The organism is Pantoea sp. RCC30.1 (genome assembly GCF_058148845.1).
In genome coordinates this window covers 134,238-151,561 of record NZ_JBXUHX010000006.1, presented here as the reverse complement: position 1 = coordinate 151,561, position 17,324 = coordinate 134,238, and the positions used below count along the sequence as shown (strand labels likewise).

Below are 17,324 nucleotides of genomic sequence, written 5' to 3'. Positions count from 1 at the left end.
TTTTTTGCTCGAATTTTAACGTTTTTAGAGGTGTTCCCAAAGCTCAGGCAATAGCGTTACTGCCAGACAACAAGGTCTGGAGCTTACTCAAGAGCGGTGAGTTTCAGGAAGGGCGCTATGGTACTGGATGGCAGGGCGTTCGTCACCTGTCAAAAAAGCCCCAGCTGTCCGGTAATAAGTGTAGCAAAGTCCCCTTCGACAAAGGGCAGAATCCCCTCTGCGACCGGCTGCAGTTGCTTTGTCACGTAGTGGTCATAGTCCAGCGGCGTGCTGCGCGCCTCCAGTGGCTCGGGGCCTGCCGTGGCAATGACGTAACGAATCCGGCCACCATTCTGATACTGCAATGGCCGGTTTAATTTACGATTCTGCTCATCGGCCAGCCGGGCGGCGCGCACGTGCGGCGGCACGTTTCGTTCATATTCTTTCAACGGACGTCGCAGACGCTTTTTGTAGATTAGCTGATCGTCGAGTTCACCGGCCAGCAGCTGCGCCACAGTGGTGCGGATGTAATCCTGCCACGGCTCACGATGGAAGATACGGTGATAGAGCTGCTGCTGAAACGCTTGGGCCAGCGGCGTCCAGTCGGTTCGCACCGACTCCAGCCCCTTGAAGACCATGCGTTCACCGGCGGCTTCACGAATCAGCCCGGCGTAGCGTTTCTTGCTGCCCTGTTCCGCGCCGCGAATGGTCGGCATCAGAAAACGGCAGAAGTGGCTTTCATACTCCAGTTCCAGTGCGCTGGTCAGCCCATGAGTCTGCTGCAGGTGGTCTCGCCACCAGGCATTCACTTTCTGCACTAGCTGCTGACCAATCGCGGCAGCCTGCTCTTCGCTGTGGGCAGACTTCAGCCAGACAAAGGTGGAGTCGGTATCGCCATAGATGACGTCATAGCCTTCCGCCTCGATCAGCGCGCGCGTCTGCTGCATGATGGCGTGACCGCGCAGTGTAATAGAGGAGGCGAGGCGCGGATCAAAGAAACGGCAGGCGCTGGTGCCCAGCACGCCGTAAAAAGCGTTCATGATGATCTTTAGCGCCTGAGACAGCGGCTGGTTTTTCTGCTTTTTCGCCGCTTCGCGTCCCAGCCAGATCTGCTCAACAATCGCGGGCAGACAGTGAGTATGCCGTGAGAAACGCGCTTCGCGGAAACCCTCGACCGAATCGGCATCATCAGGATGAGCCAGACCCTCTACCAGACCCACTGGGTCGATCAGGAAGGTGCGGATAATGGACGGATAGAGGCTTTTGTAATCCAGCACCAGCACCGAGTCATACAGGCCGGGGCGCGAATCCATCACATAACCACCCGGGCTTGCTTCAGGGGCGACATCACCCATGTTCGGGGCGACAAATCCGGCGCGATGCATCCGCGGAATATAAAGATGACCAAAGGCCGCCACCGAACCGCCGTGGCGATCGACGGCCAGGCCATTGACCGCCGCGCGTTCCAGCAGAAACGGCATAATCGCCGTTTTGTGAAAAATGCGCGTCACCAGCTCGCAGTCTTTCAGATTGTAGCGTGCCAGCGCCGGTTTATCGTTGGCAAAGCGCCAGTTGATCTCCTCCATGCGATGCCAGGGATTATCAATCGCTTTCCCTTCGCCCAGCAACTGTTGCGACACCGACTCCAGGCTGAATGACGGGAAATCCCAGAACGCCGACTTCAGTGCGTCGATGCCATCGATAATCAATCGGCCACTGGCCTGAGCGAAAAAAATGCCGGGCTTGAAACCATGTTCACGCCACTCCAGGGCGGCCTGCTGGCGGCCAAGACGCAGCGGTATCCCGTAGCGATCGGCATGCTTTTGCAGCACTCGCAGATCAAACTGCACCACGTTCCAGCCAATTAAGACATCCGGATCATGATCGGCAAACCACTGGTTCAGCGCTTCAAGCAGCTGCGGCCGGCTATCGAGATAGATCAGCTCGAAATCCAGCGAACTGGCATCACCGTTGGCGGGGCCGAGCATATAGACCTGGCGCTGACCGCAACCCTCCAGCCCGATACAGTAAAGCTCGCCATGCTGCGTAGTTTCAATATCCAGTGAAACCCATTTCAGCGGCGGGCGATAGTCGGGATGGGGTTTGAGCCGCGCATTGACCACGCTGTCGCCGCGCTGCTCGCCATCAAACCAGACTGGTGCGGTAATAAAACGCTCCATCAGGTAGCGCTCTGGCGGGCGGATATCCGCCTCATAGACTGGAATACCCTGTTCGCGCAGTCGTTTTTCGATGCGCTGTAGCTGACGATTCTGCGGGCAGTAGAGGCCAAAAACCGGGCGGCGGCGGAAATCTTTCAGCGCCAGCGACTGAATCCGAAACTGACGTTCATCTTTGAGTAATTCGCTGACCTGCGCCTGAAATTCCTCCGGAATAAACGCAACCGACTCCTGCACCGGTAGCACCACGCGCTGCGCGCCGGCATCAGTGGCGAGCCAGAGGATAATTTCGGTGCCATGCGGGCTGTCGCGCCAGTGGCGGGTGAGCAGAAAACCTGCGCGGGGCATATTCAGATGTTCTCCGGACTCAACAATTCAGGGGTGAGAAAACCGCTTAAGTATATCATGGATATTTATACAGTTCCCGCCGCTGCGTTTTATCAACATTGTCCTACAATTCTTGCCTTGACGCTGTGTGGCTGGCTCTGGACAATCCAGCCTTCTGCTTTTACTTAGGATGATTATGGAAGCCTGGATTCAACAACTGATTACTCAGTCCCTGGAATGGGCGCTGTTTGCCGTTGCGCTGGTGACGTTTCTGGAGTCGCTGGCGCTGGTCGGGCTGTTGCTGCCAGGTACAGTGATGATGGCCAGTCTCGGCGCGCTGATCGGGAGTGGCGAGCTTGGCCTTTACCCGGCCTGGGCGGCGGGCTTTGCGGGCTGCCTGATTGGTGACTGGGTCTCCTACGGCATTGGCTGGAAATTCCAGGGGCCGCTGCATCGCTCAAAGTATCTGCAAAAGTACAAAGGCCTGCTGGATAAAACTGAGCACGCTCTGCATCAGCACAGCATGTTTACTATTCTGGTCGGGCGCTTTGTGGGTCCTACGCGTCCGCTGATCCCGCTGGCGGCCGGGATGCTGGAGCTGCCGGTGCGTAAGTTCCTGCCGCCGAACATTATCGGCTGTATTCTCTGGCCGCCGCTCTATCTGCTGCCTGGAATTCTGGCGGGTGTGGCGATCGATGTGCCCAAAGCCGCACAGGGCGGCAGCTTTAAATGGCTGTTGCTCGGCGCAGCACTGTTGATCTGGCTGGGTGGCTGGTTATGCTGGCGCTGGTGGCGTAGCGGCAAGAGCCGTGACTGGGCCACCGCCTGGCTGCCGCCTGAGCGCCTGCGCTGGGCAGGGCCTCTGGGGCTGGTGATCGCCGTCGCGGCTTTCGTCGGCATTCAGTTCCATCCAATGATGCCGATTTTCCGTCATCTGCTGTGGCAGGTTTTCTTCGCCTGACGCTTAACGACGCGGGATGCCGAGCACGTCGGCCTCCCGCGTTTCACCCGACAGCAGCTGTCGGGTCTCGCCATCCCAGTAAACCCGTCCATCCACAATCACCACGCTGCGCGGCGCAATTTGCTGTGCATCTTCCAGACTGTGCGACACCATCAGCAATGTGATGCTGCGCGATTCGCATACCGAACGCACCAGTTGCAGCATCTCGCCGCGCAGCGCGGGATCCAGCGCAGAAAAAGGCTCATCCAGCAGCAGCACCGGCCGGTCACGCAGCAGACAGCGTGCCAGCGCCACGCGCTGTCGCTGTCCGCCCGACAGCTCGCCCGGCAGACGGGTCAGCAAATCGCCTAATCCCACCTGATCGGCCAGCGCGGCCAGTTGCTGACGCTGCTCAGCGCTGAGTTTTAATCCCGGATGCAGCCCCAGCGCCATGTTCTGCTGCACGCTGAGGTGCGGAAACAGGTTGTTCTCCTGAAACAGCATCGATACCGGTCGGCTGGCCGGGACGCTGTGGGTGTGTTCCTGGCCGTCAATCAACAGGGTGCCCTGTTTCACCGGCAGGAAACCGGCGATCAGGCTCAGTAGGGTGCTTTTTCCGGCCCCGCTGGGTCCGAGGATCGCGATGCGCTCGCCGCGCGTGGCAGTGAGACTGAAACGCATCGGCAGATGCTGATACAGGTAAGTGAGGTTATCAAGTGTCAGCATAGCGGCCTGGTAATTTTTCCATTAGCGTGAACAGTAATAAGCAGAGCAGCAGCAGCAGCAGGGCGGTAACCGCCCCATCTGCGCCGCGATAGGCGCCAATCTGCTGATAAAGGTAGAACGGCAGGGTGCGGAAGTCGGCATTGCCAAACAGCGCCACCACGCCGAAATCACCAATCGACAGCACGCAGGCAAAGGCGAGAGCCTGGGCAAGCGGACGTTTCAGCGCCCGCAGCTCGATCAGCCGCAGCCGGTTCCAGCCGTGGATATCCAGTGAATCGCAGAGTCTGCCATAGCGCTCTGCGACATCCCGCATCGGGTTTTCCAGCACTTTCAGCGCATAGGGAATGGCGATCAGCGCATTGGTAAAGATCACCAGCCCCTCAGCCGAATCGGGCAGACCGATGGTGGCATTGAACAGCAGGAAAAAGCCGGTGGCGAGCACAATGCCTGGCATCGCCAGAATCAGCATGCCGCTGGTGTCAATTAACTGTGCCGCCGCAGGACGCTGACGCAGACGCAGCTCGCGACTGCTCCACAGCAGCATCATGGTCAGCACCACACAGATCAGACCGGCACCAATGGCGATGCGCAGTGAAGTAAAGGTAGCCAGCCACAGTGCAGGCTGCGCCAGCGCGCCGCGCAGTCCGCCATGCAGACCATCGACGATGACTGCCGCCAGCGGGGGCAGCAGCAGAATCAGCGCCAGCAGAATCAGCAGCGCATCGACCAGCTGTGCCCCGCGTGAATCCTGCGGATCACGCCAGCCATTCAGCTGGCTGGTTCCGGCGGGAATCGCCTTGCTGAAGCGCTGGCTGAGCAGTACCAGCGTCAGACAGCAGCCGAGCTGGATCAGCGCCAGCAGCGCTGCGCGTCCGGGATCGTAGTCATAATTCAGCGCCTGGAATATCGCCAGCTCAATGGTGGTGGCCTGCGGCCCGCCGCCCAGCGACAGCACAGTGGCAAAGCTGGCGAAACAGAGCATAAAGATCAGCGCGCCTGTCGGCAGCAACTGACGCCGCAGCCATGGCCACTCCAGCAGACGAAAATGGTGCCAGCCGCGCAGGTCGAGCTGTGCCGCCAGCTGACGCTGTTCCGCCGGAATGCTCTCCAGCGCCTGCAGCATCAGGCGGGTCGCCAGCGGCAGGTTAAAGAAGACGTGCGCCAGCAAAATGCCCGGCAGACCGTAGGGAGAGAAGTGGTAATCAATTCCTGCCAGCTGGCACAGCTGCGCCAGCCAGCCGACACGACCATAGACGGTGAGCAGACCAAATACCGCCACCAGCACCGGCAGTACCAGGGTCATGGCGCACAGACGCAGCAGCAGCTGACGGCCAGGGAAACGGCGTCGATAGAGCGCGCGCGCCAGCGGCATCGCCGGCAGCAGCGACAACAGCGCGGAGAGCAGCGCCTGACCAAAAGAGAAGGCGATAACGTGATGCAGGTAATCATCCTGCAGCACGCTGCGCCAGTCATTCTCTGGCGCGGCGCTCCAGAGTGCACCGAAGGCCAGCAGCGCCACGCTGATTAACAGCAGCGTGGCGAGCGAACCGGGGATAAGCCAGCGCGGCATCAGCGGCTGACGGCGCGTTGCCACTGGCTGATCCAGCCTGAACGCTGGCTGGCAACCTCTTCCGGCGAGAACTGCAGGGCGGTGGCGGGCACAGTGAGCGCGCTAAAACCGGCAGGCAGCGGCGTGTCGATTACCGGGTACATCCAGTTACCGGTCGGGATAGTGCGCTGGAAGTCGGGTGACACCATAAACTTCATAAACTGCTGTGCCAGCGCTGGCTGTTTGCTGCTGGCTAACTGCGCGGCAACTTCAACCTGCAGATAGTGGCCCTCTGCAAACGGCGCGGCGGCATAGTTCTCTTTTTTCTCTTCGATGATGTGGTAAGCCGGAGAGGTGGTGTAGCTCAGCACCAGATCGCCTTCGCCCTTGAGGAACAGGCCATAGGCTTCACTCCAGCCTTTGGTGACCGTCACGGTTTTCTGCGCCAGCTTTTGCCACGCCTGCGGAGCCTGATCGCCATAGACCTTCTGCATCCAGAGCAGCAGACCTAAGCCGGGAGTGCTGGTACGAGGATCTTCGTAGATCACCCGCCACTTCTCCGGACTATCGACCAGCTCTTTCAGGCTTTTTGGCGGATTTTTCAGGCGGGTTTTGTCATAGACAAACGCGAAGTAGCCATAATCGAATGGCACGAAGGTGGTGTTGTGCCAGCCATCAGGCAGTTTTAATGTCGAGGTATCGACCTGACTTTCGGCAAACAGACCTGTTTTCTGCGCGGCCTGCACCAGATTGTTATCCAGCCCCAGCACCACATCGGCTTTACTGTTTTTGCCTTCCATCCGCACGCGGTTCAGCAGCGACACGCCATCTTCCAGCGTGACGAATTTCAGCTCGCAGTTGCACTGTGCTTCAAAGGCTTTTTTAACCGCCGGGCCAGGGCCCCAGTCGGCAGAGAAGGAGTTGTAGGTGTAGACCGTGAGAACCGGCCTGGCCGCCAGAACGGGGGCGGAGAGTAACAGCAGCACCGGCAGAACTTTGTTTAACACTTTGCGCTCCTTCAGGAGAATAGGGGATGAGTCGCAAAGGATCTGAGCACAGAGGCCTCTCAAATCCCTACGTCGGTATTAACCGAATCAGGTTCGACGGGTCTCTCTCAGCGACTTGCTTATGGCAGGCCGCACCCCGTTGAGAACGTCACATTCTAGTCATTTCAGCGCCGGGGCGAAAGCCTCACAGCGCGGGTGGCGCGAACCAGGCGGATTTAAAATCAAACCAGCCCAGCGTATTCATCCGGACGCCGCGCATGCTGCGCTGACCTTCAAGCAACAGCCAGTGATGAAACAGCGGATGCAGACCGGCTTCGTCGACCAGCTGTTTGCTCCATTCGGCCAGCGGCAGCGCTTTCTCGCGCCAGCGGGCCGCATCGCCGTGCCAGTCGATCGCCAGGCAGTGATGCAGCAGCGGGATCTCATAAAGCTGCGCGAACAGCGAATAATTCAGCGGCAGGGTAAAGTTCACGCTTCCCAGCCAGATATCACTCTCCGTTTCGCCCTGATACCAGCTTTCGTAGCTGATCTCACGGGTCTCCAGCGTGACGCCATGCTCTGCCAGCAGCGGACGCAGCGCATTAGCGATGCCTTCATGCTCCACGTGCTGGCTGTACCAGGTCAGCGTCAGATGCGTTAAGCCGGGCGGTTTTTCTACTGGCGTCAGGTCACGGCGATGATGCCAGCGTGGCAGCAGACCATACGCCGGGAACCAGTAGCGCTGATAGCCCACACCCGCGTGATTGAGCAGGGCGATGGGGTTAAACAGGTAGCTGACCCAGCGCCGGACCGCTTCGTTGCGGCCCTGCTCTGAACGCTGGTCAAACAGCAGAAAGTAGCAGCCCTCTTCAAGGCGGCTCTCCTCCTGAACTTCATCGGTGCTGTCGCCCTGCAGACGGACACCCGCATAGACCAGCTCATCGCTGATGTCGGGCAGTACCCAGATAGAGACATCATCAATCAGCGCGCGAAAACCGAAGTAGTCATCAAACGCTTCGATCTTCAGCTGGCTCTCCTGATTGCGGATCACCCGGTAAGGACCGGTGCCAACTGGCTGGCGGGCAAAGTCGTGCAGCGTCGGCCATTCGCGCGGCAGGATCATCGCACTGACGCTGCCCAGCAGCCAGGGCAAGCCCTCGTCGGGCTGGCTTAAACGGATATCCAGCGTCCAGGGGGCAGGCGAGTCGATCTGCGCAATATGAGAAAAGAGCGGATGGGGGCGCTGACGCTCCAGCGTGGCGAGCACATCTTCCATCTCCAGTTCTCTGCCGTGATGGAAGCGAATCGCCGGACGCAGGAAGAAGCGCCAGTGAAGTGGGGACGTCTGTTGCCAGTGGTGCGCAATATCGGGTTCGATTTCCCCGTTTTCCTCATTTATCCGCGTCAGACCGTTGAAAATCTGTCGGGCAATGTGGGTTTCCGAGCGCCGCAGCGGCGAGCCGGGCAAAAGGTTGAGCAGCGGACGATAGTAGAGCACCCGCAGAATATGCTTGCCCTGCCGGAAACTGCGCCCCAGGTGCGCGCTGATCATCTGCCGCACCTGGTTTTTATCGCCTACCAGCTGGACCAGCTGATCGATGCGATCCTGTTCCAGCAAATCCTCGGCACGTTGCTGCTGCAGGGCCAGGCCGGTGTAGCAGAAGGTAAGTTGTGATCGCTTGCCGCGTCCGGCTTCAGCCTGCCAGGTCAGCCAGCCTGCGGCCTGCATCCGGTTGAGCAGATTGCGCATATGGCGGCGCGAGCAGTGCAGCAGATCAGCCAGTTCGCTGAGTGTAATCTCCTGCGTCTGGCCCTGACAGCTCTGCCACAGGCGAATGAACTGCTGCTTCAGACGTGATGAGGACATAAAAGGGGAACTCCCTGTGAAAAGCGCTCTGTTTTTCCTGCCCCATTTTAAGAGCAAACTTTACGCTATGGGAAGAGCGGGAGGCATTCAGCAGTGAATGGCGTTCGACCCTCACTTCGCTGTTCAGCGGAGTGCTTTTCTGAGTAGGGTGCATTTACACCGCCAGCAGATGATCTCTGCTGGCTTTTTTCATGTTGCGCGGTATCGTCTACCCTTCTTTTTTCCCCTCTGTTTGTTCTGTAAGGGATTTCGAATGAAATCGCTGTTAACGCGGCAGCGCCGCATCAACCCGGTTTACCTCGCTTTTATGGTCGCTTCGTTCATGCTGGGCATCGCGGGTGCTCTGCAGGCACCGACTCTCAGCCTGTTTCTGACGCGCGAGGTGCAGGCGCGGCCCTTCTGGGTCGGACTGTTTTTCACCATCAATGCGGTGGCCGGTATCGTGGTGAGTATGCTGGTGGCAAAGCGCTCAGACAGCGTCGGCGATCGTCGTCATATCATTCTCTTTTGCTGCCTGATGGCGCTGGTGAATGCGCTACTTTTTGCCTTTACCCGCGACTATCTGACTCTGCTGACACTGGGTGTGCTGCTGTCAGCGCTGGCCAGTGTTTCTATGCCGCAGCTGTTTGCGCTGGCACGAGAGTATGCTGATCAGTCGGCGCGTGAAGCGGTGATGTTCAGTTCAGTGATGCGTGCGCAGCTGTCGCTGGCGTGGGTGATCGGGCCGCCGTTATCGTTCGCGCTGGCGCTGAACTACGGCTTTGTGACGCTGTTTATGGTGGCCGCGGTGCTGTTTCTGCTCTGCATTCTGCTGGTCTGGTTTACCCTGCCGTCGGTGCCACGTTCGCAGCCACTGATGCAAAGCGGCGGGCTGCCGTTGAGCGGCTGGCGCGATCGCGATGTGCGTTTGCTGTTCCTCGCCTCGGTGGCGATGTGGACCTGCAACACTATGTATATCATTGATATGCCGCTCTATATCAGCACCACGCTGGGCCTACCGGAGAAACTGGCCGGTCTGCTGATGGGAACGGCGGCCGGGCTGGAAATCCCGGTGATGCTGCTGGCGGGCCATTACGCGCGTCGCATTGGCAAGCGGCGGTTAATGCTGATCGCGGTGGCTGCGGGCGTCCTGTTTTATCTGGGGCTGGTGCTGTTCAATTCCCGTACCTCGCTGATGGTGTTACAGCTGTTTAACGCGGTATTTGTCGGGATTATTGCTGGTATAGGGATGCTGTGGTTCCAGGATCTGATGCCAGGACGACCCGGCGCGGCGACCACCATGTTCACCAATTCGATCTCAACGGGCATGATTCTGGCGGGGGTTATTCAGGGATCGCTGAGTGAGCGGCTTGGGCATGAGGCAGTTTACTGGCTGGCATTCGGGCTGGCGATAGTGGCGCTGGTGATGTCGGCGCGGGTGCGCGACGTATAAAGAAGAAGGGCGACGAAATGTCGCCCTTCTTTAACTCAATCAGCGCAGGAAGGCGGGCTGATTCTGCTCATACTGCGAAATAGAGGCTTCGTGCTGCAGTGTCAGGCCGATGCTGTCGAGGCCGTTAATCATGCAGTGGCGGCGGAAGCTGTCGAGCTCGAATGAATAGACTTTATCGCCTGCGGTGACCGTCTGCGCTTCCAGATCGACCGTGAAGCTGATGCCTGGCTGGGCTGCAACCAGTCTGAACAACTCATCCACTTCCTCTTCGCTTAATTTAACCGGCAGCAGCTGGTTATTGAAGCTGTTGCCATAAAAGATATCCGCGAAGCTTGGCGCAATCACCACGTGAAAACCGAAATCGGTCAATGCCCAGGGGGCATGCTCACGTGAGGAGCCGCAGCCAAAGTTCTCGCGTGCCAGCAGGATGCTGGTGCCTTTGAACTCCGGCTTGTTCAGCACAAAACCGGGTGTAGGCATCGTACCGGCGTCATCTTCAAAGCGCCAGTCATGGAACAGGTGCTGACCGAAACCGGTGCGGGTGACCTTCTGCAAAAACTGCTTGGGAATGATTGCGTCCGTATCGACGTTCGCGGCATCCAGCGGCGCAACAATGCCGGTGTGCTGAGTAAATTTATTCGCCATGACTTAAGCTCCTGTCGTCAGTTCACGGATGTCGGCAAAGTGGCCGGTCACGGCAGCTGCCGCGGCCATCGCCGGGCTGACCAGATGGGTACGTCCACCGCGGCCCTGGCGACCTTCAAAGTTACGGTTGCTGGTAGATGCGCAACGCTCGCCCGGATTCAGACGGTCATTGTTCATCGCCAGACACATTGAGCAGCCCGGCAGACGCCATTCAAAGCCCGCTTCCAGGAAGATTTTATCCAGACCTTCCGCTTCAGCCTGCGCTTTTACCGGGCCGGAACCTGGCACTACCATGGCAACCACGCCAGGCGCGACTTTGCGGCCTTTAGCGATGGCGGCGGCGGCACGCAGATCTTCAATGCGTGAGTTGGTGCAGGAGCCGATAAACACTTTATCAATCGCGACATCGGTCAGTCTGATGCCCGGCTGCAGGTTCATGTAGGCCAGCGCTTTTTCCGCTGAGGCGCGCTCAACCGGATCGGCAAACGAGGCCGGATTCGGGATCACCTGATCAACGGCAATAACCTGACCCGGGTTGGTGCCCCAGGTGACCTGCGGTGCAATCTCTTCAGCATGCAGCGTGACTACCGCATCATACTTCGCGCCTTCGTCAGATTTCAGGGTGCGCCAGTAATCTACTGCCTGCTCCCATTTCTCACCCACTGGCGAGAACTGACGACCTTTCAGATAGTTGAAGGTGGTCTCATCCGGTGCCACCAGGCCCGCTTTCGCCCCCATCTCAATCGCCATATTGCACAGCGTCATACGACCTTCCATGCTCAGCGCCTGAATGGCCGGGCCGCAGAACTCAACGACATAGCCAGTGCCGCCTGCGCTGCCGGTTTTACCGATGATCGCCAGCACGATATCTTTTGCTGTAATGCCGGTGGATGCCTGGCCCAGCACTTCAATCTTCATGGTTTTCGCCCGACCCTGTTTCAGGGTCTGAGTGGCAAACACATGTTCCACTTCGGAGGTGCCGATACCAAAGGCCAGCGAGCCAAAGGCGCCGTGCGTCGCGGTGTGCGAGTCGCCGCACACAATGGTCATGCCCGGCAGCGTCATGCCCTGCTCAGGGCCAATAACGTGGACGATGCCCTGGAACGGGTGATTCAGGTCATAGAGCTGTACGCCAAACTCCGCACAGTTCTTCATCAGCTCCTGCATCTGAATACGCGCCATCTCGCCCGACGCATTGATGTCTTTGGTCTGCGTAGAAACGTTGTGGTCCATGGTGGCAAAGGTTTTGCCTGGCTGACGGACTTTACGTCCGTGCGCACGCAGACCATCAAAGGCCTGTGGTGAAGTCACTTCATGGATCAGGTGGCGATCAATGTAGAGTAACGGGGTTTCTTCTGGCGTTTCGTGGACGACATGTGCATCAAATAACTTCTGGTATAAGGTTTTCATTTTTTTATTTTTCCTCGGCGATAAAGCGGGCAATGATGCTGCCCATCTCATCTGTGCTGACCGCTGGGCCATCACCGGCTAAATCTTTGGTGCGGTAGCCCTGTTCCAGCGCACGACTGATGGCGCGTTCGATACTGTCTGCTGCGGCATCGGCATTCAGGCTGTAACGCAGCAGCAATGACAGCGACAGAATCTGCGCGACCGGGTTAGCAATATTCTGACCGGCGATATCCGGCGCTGAACCACCCGCCGGTTCGAACAGGCCAAAGCCCGCTTCATTCAGGCTGGCGGAAGGCAGCATACCCATCGAGCCGGTGATCATGGCACACTCATCAGAGAGAATGTCACCAAACAGGTTGGAGCAGAGCAGCACGTCAAACTGTGACGGGTCTTTGATCAACTGCATGGTGGCGTTGTCGATATAAATGTGGCTCAGCTGAACGTCCGGGTACTCTTTTGCCACTTCGTTGACGATTTCACGCCACATCACCGAAGTCTGCAGCACGTTAGCTTTATCAACCGAGGTGACTTTGTTGCGACGTTTGCGTGCCGATTCAAACGCGATGCGGGCAATGCGCTCGATTTCGAAACGGTGATAGACCTCGGTATCAAAAGCACGCTCTTCCGGGCCGCTGCCTTCGCGTCCTTTCGGCTGGCCAAAATAGATGCCGCCGGTCAGTTCACGCACGCACAGAATGTCGAAGCCTTTGGCAGCGATGTCGGCGCGCAGCGGGCAGAATGCTTCCAGTCCGCTGTAGAGCGCTGCCGGACGCAGGTTACTGAACAGCTTGAAATGTTTGCGCAGCGGCAGAAGGGCACCGCGTTCCGGCTGTGATGCGGGTGGTAAGTGCTCCCACTTCGGGCCGCCAACGGAACCAAACAGGATCGCGTCGGCCTGCTCGCAGCCTGCAACCGTAGCCGGTGGCAGAGGTTCGCCATGCTGATCGATAGCGATGCCGCCGACCGCATATTCCTGGGTGGTGATCTGCATATCAAAGCGCTGACGAATGGCATCCAGCACTTTCATAGCCTGTGCCATGACTTCCGGGCCGATACCGTCACCGGGTAAAACTGCGATATGAGATGAGCTGGACATGGTTATACGGTTTCCTTCTGATCTTTAAATTTGCGCTGCAATTCTTGTTCAACCTGACGGGCACGCCAGATATTGTTCAGGGCGTTGACCATCGCTTTAGCGGAGGACTCCACAATATCCGTCGCCAGACCAATGCCGTGGAATTTGCGGCCGTTGTAGCTCACGACGATATCGACCTGACCCAGCGCGTTCTCGCCGTGGCCTTTAGCGGTCAGTTTGTAGTTAACCAGTTCAGCGTCAAACTGGGTGATGCGGTTAATCGCCTGGTAGACTGCGTCAACCGGACCGTTGCCGGTAGCAGCATCCGATTTAGCGACATCGCCGCAACCCAGATTAACAGAGGCGGTGGCAGTCATGCTGGAACCGGTCTGGACGTTAAATTCGTGCAGCTGGAAATGCTCCGGCTCTTCATTCTGTTTGTTGATGAAGGCCAGCGCTTCCAGGTCGTAATCGAAGACCTGACCTTTTTTGTCGGCCAGCTTCAGGAAGGCGTCATACAGCGTATCCAGATTGTAATCCTGCTCGGCATAGCCCATCTCTTCCATGCGATGTTTTACCGCCGCACGGCCTGAACGTGAGGTCAGGTTCAGCTGGATTTTGTGTAAACCGATCGATTCCGGCGTCAGGATTTCGTAGTTCTCGCGATTCTTCAGCACGCCATCCTGATGAATACCGGAGGAGTGGGCAAAGGCGTTGGAGCCAACCACCGCTTTGTTAGCCGGGATCGGCATATTGCAGATCTGGCTGACCATCTGGCTGGTGCGGTAGATTTCCTGATGATTGATATTGGTGTGCACATTCATGATCTGCTGGCGGGTTTTAATCGCCATGATCACCTCTTCCAGCGCACAGTTACCGGCACGTTCACCCAGGCCATTCATCGTGCCTTCAACCTGACGCGCGCCTGCCTGAACGGCAGCCAGGGCATTACCGGTTGCCATTCCCAGGTCATCGTGGGTATGCACAGAGATAATCGCTTTATCGATGTTAGGAACGCGGTTCATCAGTTCACTGATGATGTGAGCATATTCGCCTGGCAGGGTGTAGCCAACGGTATCCGGGATGTTGATGGTGGTCGCACCGGCGTTAATTGTGGCTTCGACCATACGGCACAGGTCATCAATCGGAGTACGGCCGCCATCTTCACAGGAGAACTCAACGTCACTGGTGTAGTTACGCGCACGTTTCACCATATGCACTGCACGCTCAATCACTTCCGGCAGCGTGCTGCGCAGTTTGGTCGCGATGTGCATCGGGGAGGTAGCGATGAAGGTATGAATACGGAAGGCTTCGGCAACGCGCAGTGATTCGTAGGCCGCGTCGATATCTTTTTCTACACAGCGTGCCAGTCCGCAGACCCGGCTGTTTTTGATGGTTCGCGCAATGGTCTGCACAGACTCAAAGTCGCCCGGTGAGGAGACCGGGAAACCGACTTCCATCACATCCACGCCCATGCGCTCCAGCGCTAACGCAATCTGCAATTTTTCTTTCACACTCAGGCTGGCCTGTAATGCCTGCTCACCGTCGCGCAGAGTGGTATCGAAAATAATGACTTGCTGGCTCATCGTATTCATCCTTATGCTTTTTCTGGCCTGGCAACGAGCATAAAAAAACCCGCGACAGGCGCGGGTTTTTAACTTTCAGCAGGTTTGAATCAGTGTTTGATTCCGCCCACAAGTCTACCGCGCAAGCTGAGTGCGTTTAGTAGTAGACCGAGAAGGCGAACAGAACGAAACATGGATTCAAACCTTATAAAATGTTGTGCTGTACATATTGGTACTGGAATCATTCAGGGATGTCAACCTTCAATGCAGGGGTATTCTCAAGGGTGCGAGAGGAAGATATTCTGTTATTTACAGGTCAGGCAGCGTAATGAACAGCGCCACCCTGACTGCGAACGCAATCAGCGCTGGAATGCAAGGTTTTAGGGCGTGGTTTAGAGTTTATTTAGTTGAATTTTAAAGTGTTTATTTGCATGGTGCTTTACGCGGCCACAGCATTTATCACCTGCTGGTTAGCATAATCCAATGTGCTTTAGTGATTTACTGGTTAATTACGCCAGAAAATAAAAGCGTCAGGCGATTGTGGGCTATTACAGCCGGTAATAAGTTTTCGTTATTTCTTAGATCACGCTGAAAATAATTTCATACCCAGCATTTTCCTCTGCGGTTCTGCCGCGTAATTAGTTTAATCCGCGCAGCCAATTCTTATCGGGCAGAGGCTTTACGTCCCTGCCTTTTAATTTACGCGGGTTTGCGGTTTGCCTGCCCGGTTAACTGCGGTTATGGTAATCGACCTACTCTCAGAAAAATAAACTCAACAGATTTCTCTGTAACCGGACAGCGGCTGATGTTTCCGCTGTCGTGCATAAACATAAGATTTTGATTGGCAAAGCAGGCACCAGGGCAACGTGATACGCACAAACGGGCGTATTTACAGAGCCGGGTCCTCAAGCCTGGAGGCAGAAGATGGAGATGTTGTCAGGAGCCGAAATGGTCGTCCGTTCGTTAATCGATCAGGGCGTTAAGCAGGTGTTCGGTTATCCGGGTGGCGCGGTCTTAGATATCTATGATGCGCTGCAAACCGTCGGGGGTATCGATCACATTCTGGTGCGCCATGAGCAGGGCGCAGTGCATATGGCTGACGGCCTGGCGCGCGCCACTGGCGAAGTCGGCGTGGTGCTGGTCACCTCAGGCCCCGGTGCAACCAATGCGATTACCGGTATCGCCACCGCCTATATGGATTCGATTCCGCTGGTGATTCTGTCGGGTCAGGTTCCCTCGTCGCTGATTGGCTATGACGCCTTTCAGGAGTGCGACATGGTCGGCATCTCTCGTCCGGTGGTGAAGCACAGCTTCCTGGTGAAAAGCACCGAAGAGATCCCAACCGTGTTGAAAAAGGCGTTCTGGCTTGCCTCAACCGGTCGTCCGGGACCGGTGGTGATCGACCTGCCAAAAGATATTCTGAATCCGGCTAACAAACTGCCCTATCACTGGCCGGAATCGGTGAGCATGCGCTCTTACAACCCGACCATTCAGGGTCACAAAGGGCAGATTAAGCGCGCACTGTCTACCTTGCTGGCTGCTAAGAAGCCGGTGATCTATGCCGGTGGCGGTGCCATTACTGCAGGCTGCGAAGCGGAACTGTTACAGCTGGCGGAAAGCCTGAATATTCCGGTGACGACCTCGCTGATGGGCCTGGGTGCGTTCCCTGGGACGCATCGTCAGTGCGTGGGTATGCTGGGTATGCACGGCACCTATGAAGCCAACATGACGATGCACAATACCGACCTGATTTTTGGTATTGGCGTTCGCTTTGATGACCGCACCACCAACAATCTGGCGAAATATTGTCCCAATGCCACGGTGATGCACATCGATATCGATCCTACTTCTATTTCCAAGACGGTGGCGGCAGATATCCCGATCGTGGGCGATGCGAAACAGGTGCTGCAGCAGATGCTGGAGTTGCTGGCGCAAAGCGAAAGCCAGCGCACTGAGAGCCTTCACGACTGGTGGCAGGAGATTGAGGGCTGGCGCAGTCGTCACTGCCTGGAATTTGATCGCACCAGCGACAAAATTAAACCGCAGGCCGTGATTGAAACCATCAGCCGTCTGACCAAAGGCGATGCCTATGTCACGTCAGATGTGGGTCAGCACCAGATGTTTGCTGCGCTTTATTATCCTTTCGACAAACCGCGCCGCTGGATCAACTCTGGCGGCCTGGGCACCATGGGCTTTGGCCTGCCTGCTGCGCTGGGCGTGAAGATGGCGCTGCCGGAAGAGACCGTGATCTGCGTAACGGGCGATGGCAGTATCCAGATGAACATTCAGGAGCTTTCAACCGCGCTGCAGTACGATCTGCCGGTGCTGGTGCTGAACCTGAATAACCGGGTGCTGGGCATGGTGAAGCAGTGGCAGGATATGATTTACTCCGGCCGTCACTCCCAGTCTTATATGGAGTCGCTGCCTGACTTCGTGCGTCTGGCGGAAGCCTACGGTCACGTCGGGATCGCGATTGAGCATCCGGCTGAGCTGGAAGAGAAGCTGACGCTGGCGCTGGAAACCCTGGCTAAGGGGCGTCTGGTATTTGTGGATGTCACCGTTGACGGTAGCGAGCATGTTTACCCGATGCAGATTCGCGGTGGCAGCATGGATGAGATGTGGTTGAGCAAAACGGAGAGGACATAA

General features: G+C 57.2%; 13 protein-coding genes and 1 riboswitch. Of the genes, 3 read left to right on the top strand and 10 right to left on the bottom strand.

Going from position 1 to position 17,324, the window contains the following annotated elements; translation table 11 throughout:
* Window positions 1-149: 149 nt before the first annotated feature.
* Window positions 150-2,510, bottom strand: a complete 2,361-nt coding sequence (gene polB, locus AC2LB6_RS07960; protein ID WP_490093133.1) for a DNA polymerase II — start codon at window positions 2,508-2,510, stop codon at window positions 150-152.
* Between the two features lie 169 nt (window positions 2,511-2,679).
* Between polB and AC2LB6_RS07955 the strand changes: the two genes are divergently transcribed.
* Window positions 2,680-3,444, top strand: a complete 765-nt coding sequence (locus tag AC2LB6_RS07955) for a DedA family protein (protein ID WP_490093089.1) — start codon at window positions 2,680-2,682, stop codon at window positions 3,442-3,444.
* 3 nt (window positions 3,445-3,447) lie between these two features.
* On the opposite strand, the gene thiQ is transcribed toward AC2LB6_RS07955, so the two are convergent.
* The 4 genes from thiQ to sgrR form a co-directional block, all read right to left on the bottom strand.
* Window positions 3,448-4,149 (bottom strand): thiamine ABC transporter ATP-binding protein ThiQ, encoded by a 702-nt coding sequence (thiQ, locus tag AC2LB6_RS07950; protein ID WP_490093088.1) that lies wholly within the window; start codon window positions 4,147-4,149, stop codon window positions 3,448-3,450.
* A complete protein-coding gene (thiP, locus tag AC2LB6_RS07945; protein ID WP_490093087.1) occupies window positions 4,136-5,743 on the bottom strand; it encodes a thiamine/thiamine pyrophosphate ABC transporter permease ThiP in 1,608 nt (535 codons plus the stop codon). The genes thiQ and thiP overlap by 14 nt, the downstream gene beginning before the upstream one ends.
* A complete protein-coding gene (gene thiB / locus AC2LB6_RS07940) occupies window positions 5,719-6,705 on the bottom strand; it encodes a thiamine ABC transporter substrate binding subunit (RefSeq protein WP_490093086.1) in 987 nt (328 codons plus the stop codon). Before thiB ends, thiP begins: the two co-directional genes overlap by 25 nt.
* 46 nt (window positions 6,706-6,751) lie before the next feature.
* Window positions 6,752-6,854: riboswitch (TPP riboswitch) on the bottom strand.
* 35 nt (window positions 6,855-6,889) lie between these two features.
* A complete protein-coding gene (gene sgrR, locus AC2LB6_RS07935; protein ID WP_490093085.1) occupies window positions 6,890-8,551 on the bottom strand; it encodes an HTH-type transcriptional regulator SgrR in 1,662 nt (553 codons plus the stop codon).
* 253 nt (window positions 8,552-8,804) lie between these two features.
* Between sgrR and AC2LB6_RS07930 the strand changes: the two genes are divergently transcribed.
* The gene (locus AC2LB6_RS07930; RefSeq protein WP_490093084.1) at window positions 8,805-9,983 is read left to right on the top strand and encodes an MFS transporter; all 1,179 of its coding nucleotides are present in this window, start codon (window positions 8,805-8,807) and stop codon (window positions 9,981-9,983) included.
* Between the two features lie 39 nt (window positions 9,984-10,022).
* On the opposite strand, the gene leuD is transcribed toward AC2LB6_RS07930, so the two are convergent.
* The 5 genes from leuD to leuL form a co-directional block, all read right to left on the bottom strand.
* Window positions 10,023-10,628 carry a 3-isopropylmalate dehydratase small subunit gene (leuD, locus tag AC2LB6_RS07925; protein WP_490093083.1) on the bottom strand — a complete coding sequence of 202 codons (606 nt, stop codon included), beginning with the start codon at window positions 10,626-10,628 and terminating at the stop codon, window positions 10,023-10,025.
* Between the two features lie 3 nt (window positions 10,629-10,631).
* Window positions 10,632-12,038 (bottom strand): 3-isopropylmalate dehydratase large subunit, encoded by a 1,407-nt coding sequence (gene leuC / locus AC2LB6_RS07920; RefSeq protein WP_490093082.1) that lies wholly within the window; start codon window positions 12,036-12,038, stop codon window positions 10,632-10,634.
* Between the two features lie 4 nt (window positions 12,039-12,042).
* The gene (gene leuB / locus AC2LB6_RS07915) at window positions 12,043-13,134 is read right to left on the bottom strand and encodes a 3-isopropylmalate dehydrogenase (RefSeq protein WP_003854775.1); all 1,092 of its coding nucleotides are present in this window, start codon (window positions 13,132-13,134) and stop codon (window positions 12,043-12,045) included.
* 2 nt (window positions 13,135-13,136) lie between these two features.
* The gene (gene leuA / locus AC2LB6_RS07910; protein WP_136196401.1) at window positions 13,137-14,699 is read right to left on the bottom strand and encodes a 2-isopropylmalate synthase; all 1,563 of its coding nucleotides are present in this window, start codon (window positions 14,697-14,699) and stop codon (window positions 13,137-13,139) included.
* A gap of 89 nt (window positions 14,700-14,788) precedes the next feature.
* On the bottom strand, window positions 14,789-14,872 hold the full coding sequence (leuL, locus tag AC2LB6_RS07905) for a leu operon leader peptide (RefSeq protein ID WP_099257765.1): 84 nt from the start codon (window positions 14,870-14,872) through the stop codon (window positions 14,789-14,791).
* 730 nt (window positions 14,873-15,602) lie between these two features.
* Between leuL and ilvI the strand changes: the two genes are divergently transcribed.
* A complete protein-coding gene (gene ilvI / locus AC2LB6_RS07900) occupies window positions 15,603-17,324 on the top strand; it encodes an acetolactate synthase 3 large subunit (RefSeq protein WP_490093081.1) in 1,722 nt (573 codons plus the stop codon).